This window comes from Methylophaga sp. UBA678, from assembly GCF_002299105.1.
Lineage (GTDB): Bacteria > Pseudomonadota > Gammaproteobacteria > Nitrosococcales > Methylophagaceae > Methylophaga > Methylophaga marina.
In genome coordinates this window covers 108,896-120,541 of the sequence record NZ_DBNG01000007.1, presented here as the reverse complement: position 1 = coordinate 120,541, position 11,646 = coordinate 108,896, and the positions used below count along the sequence as shown (strand labels likewise).

The window sequence follows — 11,646 nt, the reverse complement described above, 5'->3', positions numbered from 1 at the left end:
TAGGTAAAAAAACGTCCTGACAATGTCAGGACATTTTTATGGTCAATATCAACAGGCGTGTTTTAAGCTATTAGGAAAAAGGCGCCTGCCACGGCTAATACAGATATTAGCAGGCTTTGTAGATACTGGCCTATACGATCTTTCTGACGGCCCAACAAGAACCCCACAGCCAGCAAACCGGCTGTTGTCAGTGTTAATCCCAGAATCGCCATAAAGCCATGTTCGGCCAGAATTAATTCTTGACCATGTACAAAACCATGCATCAGACCAAACATGCTTGTCAGCATCAGTTGCCATAACGCACTGATTCTGGCACTCAAGAAGAGAATGAGCCCCATTGCCAGCACACTCACAGCTATACCTAGCTCAACCATACTAGACGCAGTCATGAAGGCCCCCATAGTCAGGCCGATCAATAAAAAGATGATAAATAAGGTCGGTATTTGAAAGCGATTTTCAGTGGGTGCACGTGCTGCCCAGAACCCGATTGCCAACATCACTAATAAATGATCCAAACCGGTTAACGGATGCAAAAACCCACTCATAAACCCGACTGCGTCATGGCCTGGGTGTGCCATCGCCGTCAACGGAAATCCGACTAATGCCATTAAAATTAAAAGGCTTTTTTTCATTATCAATTCCTCATCTAAAAATTAGTGCAGCATTAAGCCTTGTTTTTCAATAAACAGGATAATGTCATCCAGACCTTGCTCATCTTTCAGGTTGGTAAAAAAGAACGGACGTTCCCCACGCATACGTTTGGCATCTTCATCCATCACGTCTAAGGAAGCACCTACCAGTGGCGCCAAGTCTGTTTTATTAATAATCAGCAAATCAGATTTGGTAATACCTGGGCCACCTTTACGCGGTATTTTTTCACCGGCTGATACGTCAATGACATATAAGGTCAAGTCGGAAAGCTCTGGACTAAATGTGGCGGCTAAATTATCACCACCGCTTTCAATAAAGACGATATCTAATGGCTCGAAACGTTTACTCAACTGTGCCACGGCTTCCAGATTCATCGACGCATCTTCACGGATCGCTGTATGCGGACAACCACCGGTTTCCACACCAATAATCCGGTCTGCTGACAGGGCTTCATTTCGGGTTAGGAACTGTGCATCTTCTTTGGTATAAATATCATTAGTGACAACGGCAATATTATAGGTATCACGCAGACGTTTACATAAAGCTAATGTTAATGCCGTTTTACCTGAGCCGACTGGCCCGCCGATCCCCACCCGTAATGGTTCTTTCATTTATACCTCACTTTAAGAACGGAATAATCTCGAATATTGTGTTTCATGCCGACAGCTGGCTATGCTCAATGCAGGACAGAAATTACTCATTTCATCATCAGCACATTGCATAGCCTGTTCAATGACGGCCGTAATATTTTCACTAACGGCAACCAAAATTTGTTGACCTGCCACTTGTCCTAATGGAATCGTTTTCATTGCCGCACTGACCTGATTTTCAATCCATGACCAGGCATAAACATGCAACGTTTCCGCCAATGATATTTGCCAGTTCACCGCCGTGCCCGCATACACAGTAGGAAAACTGGGCTCATCAATGACAGTGATCACCTCTAATTTTGCTTGCGGCCAGGCATCTAAATCCTGTTGCAGACGTAATAAGGAATAGCCCATTTGTCTGGATTCAAGCCAGGTTTCAGCACTGTCTCGACCCGCCTTATAGAAGCTATCCCAATGTTGAATGGCTGATTCATCCATGTTTTGCCATGCCTCAAACAAACGTTTCATCACTGGCAATTCAAATTGCGCATAATAGGTCAGCAATACATCAGATATCCAACGCTGTGCGGTTGGTTTATCCGTCACATCGCCCGATTCAATGGCCCATTCAAAGCCTTGAGAATAACTGTAGGCACCAATAGGTAAAGCTGGGCTGGCCAGTTGTAATAAGCGTGAAAATGCGGCTGTGGTTTTCATGGTTAATGATGGTGATGATGTGAATGATGATCATGGTCGTGATCATCGTCATGATGATGGTGATGTCCACCGCCATAAGCGCCGGCCTCGGGTTCAAACGGCGCGTCAGTCTCTTCCACAGTCACATGTAAACCTAACAACATGTCTTTTAACACATAATCACTTTCCAGCTTCAGCCAGCCATCACCAATTTCTAATGGCACATGGCGATTACCTAAATGATAGGCTGCCCGCATCAAATCATGTGCAGAATGGGTGGTGACAATCATGACTTTTTGATCAGCCGCTTGTACCTGAATAATAGAGCCATCATCCGCCTGCAAAATATCACCGCCGCGTAAGATTTCTCCACGTGGCATAAATATCGCCGCCTCACGACCTGAAGCCAGATTGACCCGGATACGACTTTTTTGACGTAAATCAAAACTCATCGATACCATGTCATCAAACTCGCTGATGCCGTTATTGCTTAATTTTGTGTGTATTTCAAGCATAGTCTTACTCTAAAAAAGGAAATAGCGTTGTGCCATAGGGAGTTCCGTAGCCGGATCACAAATCAGTAATTCACCATCAGCCAGCACTTGATACGTTTCAGGATCGACACTGATTTCCGGTGTGGCATCGTTTAGCACCATATCTTTTTTGGTCACTTGACGGCAGTTCTTCACGGCAACAAGTGGTTTGGATAAATTCAGTTTTTTCACCTCAGGATTATCCATCGCGGCCTGAGAGACAAAGGTCAATGAGCTTTTCAGGCCTTTACCAAAACTGGCAAACATGGGGCGATAATGAACAGGTTGCGGTGTCGGAATAGAGGCATTGGGATCGCCCATAACGGCTGAGGCAATACTGCCACCTTTTAAGATCAAAGTCGGTTTTACCCCAAAAAAAGCAGGTCGCCATAAAACGAGATCAGCAAACTTGCCCGGTTCTATTGAGCCAACAATATGGGAAATACCGTGAGTAATGGCCGGATTGATGGTGTACTTAGCGATATAACGTTTGACGCGAAAGTTATCAGTATTCTCAGCGCCATCTTTGGTATCTTCAGGCAAGCTGCCACGCTGGACTTTCATTTTATGGGCTGTTTGCCAGGTACGCATGATCACTTCACCAACCCGCCCCATCGCCTGTGAATCAGATGACATCATCGCAAAGGCGCCGGTGTCATGGAGAATATCTTCAGCAGCAATAGTTTCACGGCGAATTCTCGACTCAGCAAACGCCACATCTTCAGCAATCGCAGGGTCAAGATGATGACATACCATCAACATATCCAAATGCTCATCCAACGTATTCACCGTGAAAGGTCGGGTGGGATTTGTGGATGACGGTAAGACATTTTGTGAACTGATGGCTTTAATGATATCCGGTGCATGACCACCACCGGCACCCTCAGTATGAAACGTATGGATAGTGCGATCTTTAAATGCCGCTAACGTCGTTTCAACAAAACCTGACTCGTTCAAGGTGTCACTATGAATCGCTACCTGGACATCCATTTCTTCTGCCACACTTAAACAGTTATCAATGGCGGCTGGCGTCGTACCCCAGTCCTCATGCAACTTCAGACCAATCACGCCAGCTTCGACTTGTTCACGCGCTGGTTCAGGTAAAGAGACATTACCTTTACCGAAAAAGCCCATATTCATTGGAAACGCTTCGGCCGCTTCCAGCATTCGATGAATATGCCAAGGTCCTGGCGTGCAGGTTGTGGCAAACGTGCCTGTGGCTGGTCCGGTGCCGCCACCTAACATCGTGGTGACACCTGAGGTGAGTGCTTCTTCAATTTGTTGTGGACAGATCCAATGAATATGACTGTCAATGCCACCTGCCGTGAGAATCATACCTTCACCGGCAATAACCTCAGTACCGGCACCAATAGGAATAGTCACGTTCGGTTGAATATCTGGATTACCCGCTTTACCAATTTGCCAGATATGGCCATCTTTTAACCCTACATCTGCTTTGATAATGCCAGTTACAGCATCGATAATCAGTGCATTAGTAATGACCGTGTCAGCCACTTCGGCTGCAGACAGTTGTGATTGCCCCATGCCATCACGAATCACTTTACCACCACCGAATTTCACTTCTTCGCCGTAGGTAGTGAGATCTTTTTCAACCTCGATCCACAGCTCGGTATCGGCAAGACGAATTTTGTCACCCACCGTTGGACCGAACATTTCAGCATAGGCCTGACGAGAAATTTTAACGCTCATGACAAGGCTCCCATGACTTTACCCGCAAACCCGTATACTGTTTGGGCACCTGCCAGTTTAACCAGCTCAACACTACGCATTTGGCCTGGTTCAAACCGAACAGCCGTGCCAGCTGTTATATTCAGACGAAAGCCATAGGCCTGATCGCGGTCAAACAACAAGGCATCATTGACTTCATAAAAATGATAGTGCGAACCGACCTGGACTGGACGATCACCTGAATTGGAAACATCAATGAGTTTGGTCTCACGCTGAACATTCAGCTCAATATCACCATTTGCAAAACGCATTTCACCTGGAATCATCTTTGTCACCTCACACTATGGGGTCGTGTACAGTAATTAACTTAGTGCCATCAGGGAACGTGGCTTCCACTTGTATTTCGGTGACCATTTCCGCAATGCCATCCATTACATCTTCACGTGTCAGTAAAGTCGTACCATAACTCATCAGGTCACTGACACTTCGTCCGTCCCTGGCCCCTTCCATAATCGCTGCGGTGATATAAGCCACCGCTTCCGGATAATTTAATTTCACACCACGGTCTTTACGACGTTCTGCTAATAATGCAGCTGTAAAAATCAGTAACTTATCTTTTTCTCTTGGCGTTAAATCCATTGTCACATCCTATAATTAATCAGGTTGCCCAAATACGTGGGCGTACAGCGTGTGAGTTTGCATACCATGGCCGCAGATAAGACCATAATTGTTCAAAATACTGTCGTGCTTCTTGTGCACAATTGCCGATATAGCGTGCTGTAAAGACTTCAGGGAGTGCGGAAACCCCATACTGCGCTACAGAGTTGAGTGTGACGTGTCGGCATTGCTCCATCACACTATCCGGGACATGACCGGCGGTAACCACAAAACTACCAAACACGGGAAAACCGCGTAATCCAGCTAGCGATGTCAGCATAAGATTGTCCGGCTTAAATACCGCGTTCTCTTGCCATATCAAGCGATCGTCACGCTTTATCTGCAACACTTGTTGATAACGCCCTTGTTGCCACTGTTCGCCACTAGCCTGCCGTCCAAGACAACTGATATCCCATCCCGCAAAATGCGCATTTTGGCTCAATTCGACCTGTGTTTTCAGCGTGACATCAGCACCATCAAACACAATATTTTCCTGAGGAAACCACTCGAGAAGACTGTCATCGTGCTGCTCAATAGTCACGGTTTGACTGGCTTGTCGGCCAGCCGACTTATACCACTTGGTCGCACCAGGCGTCGTGATCAAACTCTTTGCAGAAGTTGCCAGCTCAAACAGAAGCTGTAGACGGTCACCACCCGCAACACCACCTGGAGGATGAATAACTAATGCATGTGCCGGATTAGGACCTTCGGGATAGAGACATTTTTGAATAGTTAAAGGACCAGAGTGGGCCTTTTTTGCCAGAATCGTCTTACCATTTCGTTCGATAAAACTTAATTGAAGACGAGCATCCCAGCCTGTCATTGCAGTATTTACTTGGGTTCTGTCTATCAATTGCGTCACGCATTCTGTCCTGGTTTCATGCGATAAAAGATAACATGACACCCCCACTCCCTATGCAAAAAACATTTGGGAATGGGGGCTGCCGGTTACACTGTCAGGTATTGTTTAATCTTAGCTGCATCCACATTTTCACGCAGATCTTCATGAATTAAATTACCTTTTTCGATCACCATGATGCGATCAGCGATATCCATAGTAAAGCTTAAAACCTGCTCAGATACCACAATAGTGATCTCACGCATTTGACGAATTTCATTTAAAACGCGGGCGATATCCTTAATGATAGACGGCTGAATACCTTCCGTCGGTTCATCCAATAACAATACTTTAGGATTAGTCACCAACGCACGCGCTATCGCTAATTGCTGCTGCTGACCACCCGATAGATTACCGCCTTTACGATGACGCATTTCATGCAGCACAGGAAACAATGAAAAAATATCTTCCGGTATCGACTTCTGCTTTGATACCTGTAGACCTGTTTCAATATTTTCCTGAACGGTCAGATTAGGGAAAATCATTCGACCTTGGGGCACATAGGCAAGACCATTCGCCACACGTTTGTAACTTTCCATACCACTGAGATCTTGCCCTTCCAGATTCACTTTTGTCGACTGACTAGGCAAAATCCCCATCAAGGATTTGAATAAGGTCGTTTTACCCATGCCATTTCGGCCCATAATCGCCAAGGTTTCATTCTTTTCAGCCTTGAAACTGATTTCATGAATGACTTCACTCTGGCCATAACTGACTTGCAGGTTTTCAACTTCGAACATGTTTTTATCTCCTCAATACCTGATTAGTGGCCCAGATAGACTTCAATGACTTTTTCATCATTTTGTACATTGTCCATCGCGCCTTCAGCCAGAATTTTCCCTTGATGTAATACCGTAACTTTTCGTGCGATTTTTTTCACAAATTCCATATCATGCTCAATCACGATGACTGACCGATTTTGACAAATTCGGTTAAGCAACTCAGCTGTTTCGTCACGCTCCTTCGCACTCATACCCGCCACAGGCTCATCCAGCATAAGTAGCTCTGGATCCTGCATAAGTAACATACCGATTTCTAACCACTGCTTTTGTCCATGACTCAACACAGCGGCTTCCGTATCCAATTCACCTAACAATTGAATTTCTTCTGCTATTTGTAAAACGGTATCGCGTACTTTATCGGTTGATTGAAAGAACAAACTCCCAAAGACGCCTCTGCCTTCTGGATAAGATACTTCCAGGTTTTGATAGACAGTCAGGTTTTCGTAAATGGAAGGCGTTTGGAATTTACGCCCAACTCCCGTTCTGACGATTTCATGCTCTGCCTGTTTGGTCAGTTCATGATTTTTGAATTTAATCGATCCTGAACTCGCTTTTGTCTTACCACAAATCAAATCAAGCAAGGTGGTTTTACCGGCCCCATTCGGGCCGATAATCACACGCAGTTCATTCTTATCGATATACATATTTAATGTATCGACTGCTTTGAAGCCATCAAATGAGACGGTCAAATCTTCAATCGCTAACAGAAAATCAGTAGAGGTACTCATTATTTAGCTCCTTCCAATTCAGCTTTTTGTTCAAGCGCCGTTTTTCCTGCCGCTTTGTCACCATTACTTTGCAAGCGTTTGAGGAAACCAATTTTGCTCGCATATTTTTCATAGATGCCAGCTAAACCATTCGGGAAGAACATCACCACAGCGATAAACAATCCGCCCATCAGGAATAACCAAAGCTCAGGGAAGGTTTCTGAAAATGTGGTTTTACCCACATTCACTAACAAGGTGCCGTAAACCACACCAATCAATGACATACGACCACCCACTGCGGCGAAGATGACCATCTCGATTGAAGGCACGATACCCACAAAGGATGGTGACATAAAGCCAACTTGCAGGGTGAACATTGCGCCACCGATAGCGGCAATCACAGCAGATACACAGAAAATAAAGATTTTGAAGTTTGATACGTCGTAACCTGAAAAACGTACACGGTCTTCTTTATCTTTCATGGCCAATAACAGGCGACCAAATTTACTGGTCAAAATAAAGCGGCTTATGCAAATGACCGCCAGTAATAAAAAGGCATTAATGAAGTAAAGAATATACTTAGATGAATCTAAACGGATATCCCAGCCATTCAATGTTTTCAGGTCAGTAATACCATTGATACCGCCGGTATAACCTTGTTGTCCTACAATCAGTACCGTCAATATAACCGCAATAACCTGTGTGATGATAGCGAAGTAAACACCACCCACACGGCGCTTAAACATGGAGTAACCAATGATGAAAGCAAATACCGATGGCACGATGATAATAGCCAGTAAAGCGACCCAGAAATGCTCAAATGGCACCCAGAACCATGGCAGTTCCGTTAACTGATTCCAGTCCATAAAGTCCGGAATACCTGGTGTTGATTGGATAGCCGTACTTTCAGGGTCTGAAGCCTCAAGTTTAAGGAACATGGCCATGGCATAACCGCCCAGTCCAAAAAACACCCCCTGACCTAGACTTAAAATACCACCATATCCCCACAGCAATACCAGACTAACAGCGGCAAACGCATACGTCAGATATTTACCTACCAGATTCAAGCGGAATAAATCCAATGATAAAGGCAGGATAATCAGAATTAAGGTAGCAAGGATGGCTAAGCCAATAGCCCCATTCTTACCACCCAGAAAACGTTCTACAAAGAAATTCATTATGACCCCCTCGCCTTATTTACGAACTTTACTAGAGAACAAACCTTCTGGACGCATCATCAGAATGATGACCAGTGTCAGCAAGGTCAGTACTTTTGCCATGGAACCGCTGATAAAGAACTCAAGAATAGATTGAGCCTGAGCGATACTGAAGGCGGAAGCGATCGTGCCGAATAAGCTGGCAGCACCACCAAAGACAACGACCATGAAGGTATCTACGATGTACAAAGAACCTGAGGTTGGGCCTGTTGAGGCGATGGTTGTAAAAGCCGCGCCTGCCACACCGGCAATACCGCAACCTAAAGCAAAGGTCATGCGATCAACGCGTGTTGTATTAATACCGACGGCACCACTCATCACGCGGTTTTGTGTGGTTGCACGCACATTTAATCCCCAAGAAGAACGATACATCAGGATAAACACACCAATGGTAACCAGGGTGGTTAATCCCAAAACGAACATACCGTTAATGGGTATAAAAATCGTATCTGTCGGCATATAAGAGCCCATTAACCAATCTGGTAATGTCGGACTAACTTCACGTGCGCCAAACAGAGAACGGAAAATCTGTTGCATGATCAAACTCAATCCCCACGTCGCTAACAGTGTATCCAGAGGACGTTTATAGAGATGCCTGATCAGCAGCCATTCAATAAAATAGCCCACCACACCTGCAACGATGAATGAGGCAATGATGGCAAAGAAAAAGTAATAACTCAGAAACTCAGGAAAATAAGTTTCTGTCATGACTGACAACATATAGGTGGTATACGCACCGATTGCCATAAACTCGCCATGGGCCATGTTAATGACGCCCATCTGTCCGAAAATAATTGCAAGGCCCAGTGCCATTAACAGCAGCACACTGAATAAACTCAAACCTGCAAACCCTTGCATGGCCAGAATTGATGTCAATTCTTGTATTGAATAATCGCCCATAACGCTACTCCGAAGGTGATCTAAAAAGAGTGATTGAAACGTGGTTGAAAGAGGGCAAGCTGCTTATGCAGCCTGCCCATCTTGATACTGCGGTCTATTGATAACCTTCTGGGAATGGATTTGGTTCGATCAATTCAGGTGATTGATAAATCACTTTCGCTTGACCGTCTTTTTGCCATTCAGCTACGCGAGTGTAGCTCCACAGATGGTGGTTAGGATGAAGCTTCACATAACCTTCAGGTGCAGTTGTTAACTCAATGTCACCTTCTTCTGAAGCGGCAACCACTTTATCAACATCAAAGCTGCCTGCTTTTTCGACGGCGGCTTTCCATAACCAAGGGCCAAGGTAAGCGGCTTGAGTTACGTCACCAATAACACTGTCATCACCATGCATTTCTTTAAATGCTTTGACGAATTCTTTGTTATTGTCATTATCCAGACTTTGGAAATACTTCATCACTGAGTAGAAACCGACCAGGTTTTCACCACCAATACCCAAGACTTCGTCTTCAGTAACCGAGATAGTGACCAATGTTTGTTTCGCACCAGTAATACCAGCCGCATTTAACTGCTTGAACCAGGCAACGTTAGAACCACCTACAACAGCGGCGAAAATAACGTCAGGTTTTTTCAGACGGATTTTGTTGATGACTGAACCAAACTGAGTGTCACCTAATGGTTTGTATTCTTCACCTACGACTTTGCCTCCTAAAACATTTTCGATATGTTTACGGGCAATTTTCATTGATGTACGTGGCCAGATATAGTCAGAGCCAATCAAATAATACGTTTTTGCACCTTTTTCTTTCGCAACCCAATCCAGACCAGCCAGGATTTGTTGAGTCGCTTCTTGACCGGTGTAAATCACATTATGTGATTGTTCCAAACCTTCATAGAACGTTGGGTAGTAAAGCAAACCATTTTGCTGTTCGAATACAGGCAGCGCCGCTTTACGTGATGCAGAAGTCCAGCAACCGAAAACAGCAGCTACATTATCGTTCACCAATAATTTACGTGACTTTTCAGCAAAGGTTGGCCAGTCACTCGCGCCATCTTCCTGAATTATTTCGATTTGACGACCTAAGATACCGCCAGACTCATTGATTTGTTTGATAGCCAGTTTTTCTGCTTCCTGAGCACCGGTCTCACTGATGGCCATGGTGCCAGTCAATGAATGCAGGATACCCACTTTCACGGTGTCATCCGTTACAGCCAAACCTGTAGTATTCACTTCAGCTGTTGGGTAGTCTTCTGCCATTGCTGATGTACTAATGAAGCCAGCGGCTATCATTGCGCCAAGCAAAGCGCCTGTTTTACCTAAGAATTTTCTTCGACTAAAATGTTTCATTGATTAATCTCCAGTTTTAAAACAATGTTTGGTTACTCAGTGACCGAGCATCCAAGGTCTTGCAGTTTTCTTCGTTTGCATCAATAGGCCGTTTCCTTGTTTATTTTCGTTAGAAGATGACGTGTCTTTGTTTGATGTCGAGCAAGTGTGCGTGCCAGAACAACCACAGCTGGAACGTCGAGCCTGTCTGGGGTCGTGTGCCGATTTTTCGTTACGCTCAAACGCTTTCTTTCTGCCACCATCCATCAGGGCCAGATTTGGGGCCGTGATGATACGTGGCGCTAACTCACCACAGTTTTCACAAGTGCAGGGCAAGCTGGATTCGCTCATTTTGCGTAGTGCTGAAAATTCGCCACATTGCGCACATCGGTAGTCATAAACAGGCATCGCACTCTTCCTCTAGTCAATTAAGATGTTTTTGCAGTATCAATGCCTGGGGTCACCAGCTCTAACGGGCCGTCTGGATTAGGCATGATGTCGAAGTCAAATATCTCGGTGGGTAACCACAAGGTCGCACAAGCATTTGGTACATCAACAATACCGCTGATATGACCTTCAACCGGTGCTGTACCAAGAATGGAGACGGCCTGCTGACCGCTGTAACCAAACTTCTTCATGTACTCAATGGCGTTCAAACAAGCTTGTTTGTAGGCCACATTAACGTCCAGGTAATGTTGTTTACCTTGTTCATCAACTGAGATACCTTCGAAAATCAGGTAATCACGGTACTTAGGCTCAACCACACTTGGTTTGAACAGTGGGTTTTTGATGCCGTATTTCTTAACGCCGCCTTTGATTAAGTTGACACGGATATCTAAGTAACCCGCCATCTCAATCGCACCACAGAAAGTGATTTCACCATCACCTTGAGAGAAGTGAAGGTCACCCATTGAAAGACCACCGTCTTTCACATACACAGGGAAATAAATACGTGAACCTTTAGTCAGGTTTTTGATATCACAGTTACCACCGTGCTCA

Annotated in this window: 15 protein-coding genes; all 15 read right to left on the bottom strand. The window is 45.0% G+C overall.

From position 1 onward, the window contains the following. Positions 1 to 62: 62 nt before the first annotated feature. Positions 63 to 632: a HupE/UreJ family protein gene (locus B3014_RS03480; RefSeq protein ID WP_289244874.1), complete on the bottom strand. Its 570-nt coding sequence runs from the start codon at positions 630 to 632 to the stop codon at positions 63 to 65. Positions 633 to 653: 21 nt separating this feature from the next. Then, positions 654 to 1,262 carry an urease accessory protein UreG gene (gene ureG / locus B3014_RS03475; RefSeq protein ID WP_286304828.1) on the bottom strand — a complete coding sequence of 203 codons (609 nt, stop codon included), beginning with the start codon at positions 1,260 to 1,262 and terminating at the stop codon, positions 654 to 656. A gap of 12 nt (positions 1,263 to 1,274) precedes the next feature. Beyond that, complete coding sequence (locus B3014_RS03470) at positions 1,275 to 1,958, bottom strand: urease accessory protein UreF (RefSeq protein WP_289244873.1); 684 nt, start codon at positions 1,956 to 1,958, stop codon at positions 1,275 to 1,277. Positions 1,959 to 1,960: 2 nt separating this feature from the next. After that, positions 1,961 to 2,452, bottom strand: a complete 492-nt coding sequence (gene ureE / locus B3014_RS03465; RefSeq protein WP_289244872.1) for an urease accessory protein UreE — start codon at positions 2,450 to 2,452, stop codon at positions 1,961 to 1,963. 9 nt (positions 2,453 to 2,461) lie between these two features. After that, positions 2,462 to 4,180, bottom strand: a complete 1,719-nt coding sequence (gene ureC, locus B3014_RS03460) for an urease subunit alpha (RefSeq protein ID WP_289244871.1) — start codon at positions 4,178 to 4,180, stop codon at positions 2,462 to 2,464. Beyond that, the gene (locus tag B3014_RS03455; RefSeq protein WP_289244870.1) at positions 4,177 to 4,485 is read right to left on the bottom strand and encodes an urease subunit beta; all 309 of its coding nucleotides are present in this window, start codon (positions 4,483 to 4,485) and stop codon (positions 4,177 to 4,179) included. Before B3014_RS03455 ends, ureC begins: the two co-directional genes overlap by 4 nt. 10 nt (positions 4,486 to 4,495) lie before the next feature. After that, a complete protein-coding gene (locus tag B3014_RS03450) occupies positions 4,496 to 4,798 on the bottom strand; it encodes an urease subunit gamma (protein ID WP_284451955.1) in 303 nt (100 codons plus the stop codon). A gap of 19 nt (positions 4,799 to 4,817) precedes the next feature. Then, positions 4,818 to 5,678 (bottom strand): urease accessory protein UreD, encoded by an 861-nt coding sequence (locus tag B3014_RS03445; RefSeq protein ID WP_289244869.1) that lies wholly within the window; start codon positions 5,676 to 5,678, stop codon positions 4,818 to 4,820. Positions 5,679 to 5,764: 86 nt separating this feature from the next. Further along, complete coding sequence (gene urtE, locus B3014_RS03440) at positions 5,765 to 6,454, bottom strand: urea ABC transporter ATP-binding subunit UrtE (protein WP_286304835.1); 690 nt, start codon at positions 6,452 to 6,454, stop codon at positions 5,765 to 5,767. 23 nt (positions 6,455 to 6,477) lie between these two features. Further along, complete coding sequence (gene urtD / locus B3014_RS03435) at positions 6,478 to 7,224, bottom strand: urea ABC transporter ATP-binding protein UrtD (RefSeq protein ID WP_289244868.1); 747 nt, start codon at positions 7,222 to 7,224, stop codon at positions 6,478 to 6,480. Further along, positions 7,224 to 8,381: an urea ABC transporter permease subunit UrtC gene (urtC, locus tag B3014_RS03430; protein ID WP_289244867.1), complete on the bottom strand. Its 1,158-nt coding sequence runs from the start codon at positions 8,379 to 8,381 to the stop codon at positions 7,224 to 7,226. Before urtC ends, urtD begins: the two co-directional genes overlap by 1 nt. 15 nt (positions 8,382 to 8,396) lie before the next feature. Continuing rightward, entirely contained in the window at positions 8,397 to 9,320 is a 924-nt protein-coding gene (gene urtB, locus B3014_RS03425) for an urea ABC transporter permease subunit UrtB (RefSeq protein WP_286304838.1), read from the bottom strand. Positions 9,321 to 9,414: 94 nt separating this feature from the next. Next, positions 9,415 to 10,668: an urea ABC transporter substrate-binding protein gene (urtA, locus tag B3014_RS03420; RefSeq protein ID WP_289244866.1), complete on the bottom strand. Its 1,254-nt coding sequence runs from the start codon at positions 10,666 to 10,668 to the stop codon at positions 9,415 to 9,417. 36 nt (positions 10,669 to 10,704) lie between these two features. Further along, positions 10,705 to 11,055 carry an FmdB family zinc ribbon protein gene (locus tag B3014_RS03415; RefSeq protein ID WP_286304840.1) on the bottom strand — a complete coding sequence of 117 codons (351 nt, stop codon included), beginning with the start codon at positions 11,053 to 11,055 and terminating at the stop codon, positions 10,705 to 10,707. 20 nt (positions 11,056 to 11,075) lie between these two features. Next, positions 11,076 to 11,646 (bottom strand): acetamidase/formamidase family protein (locus B3014_RS03410; protein WP_289286908.1); only part of this gene is annotated, 571 nt, incomplete at its 5' end.

Coding starts and splice junctions, on each gene's coding strand:
- urtA (WP_289244866.1), bottom strand. CDS start 10,668: ATGAAACATTTTAGTCGAAGAAAATTCTTAGGTAAAACAGGCGCTTTG.
- B3014_RS03480 (WP_289244874.1), bottom strand. CDS start 632: ATGAAAAAAAGCCTTTTAATTTTAATGGCATTAGTCGGATTTCCGTTG.
- B3014_RS03455 (WP_289244870.1), bottom strand. CDS start 4,485: ATGATTCCAGGTGAAATGCGTTTTGCAAATGGTGATATTGAGCTGAAT.
- urtD (WP_289244868.1), bottom strand. CDS start 7,224: ATGAGTACCTCTACTGATTTTCTGTTAGCGATTGAAGATTTGACCGTC.
- ureG (WP_286304828.1), bottom strand. CDS start 1,262: ATGAAAGAACCATTACGGGTGGGGATCGGCGGGCCAGTCGGCTCAGGT.
- ureE (WP_289244872.1), bottom strand. CDS start 2,452: ATGCTTGAAATACACACAAAATTAAGCAATAACGGCATCAGCGAGTTT.
- ureC (WP_289244871.1), bottom strand. CDS start 4,180: ATGAGCGTTAAAATTTCTCGTCAGGCCTATGCTGAAATGTTCGGTCCA.
- B3014_RS03470 (WP_289244873.1), bottom strand. CDS start 1,958: ATGAAAACCACAGCCGCATTTTCACGCTTATTACAACTGGCCAGCCCA.
- B3014_RS03415 (WP_286304840.1), bottom strand. CDS start 11,055: ATGCCTGTTTATGACTACCGATGTGCGCAATGTGGCGAATTTTCAGCA.
- urtE (WP_286304835.1), bottom strand. CDS start 6,454: ATGTTCGAAGTTGAAAACCTGCAAGTCAGTTATGGCCAGAGTGAAGTC.
- urtB (WP_286304838.1), bottom strand. CDS start 9,320: ATGGGCGATTATTCAATACAAGAATTGACATCAATTCTGGCCATGCAA.
- B3014_RS03450 (WP_284451955.1), bottom strand. CDS start 4,798: ATGGATTTAACGCCAAGAGAAAAAGATAAGTTACTGATTTTTACAGCT.
- urtC (WP_289244867.1), bottom strand. CDS start 8,381: ATGAATTTCTTTGTAGAACGTTTTCTGGGTGGTAAGAATGGGGCTATT.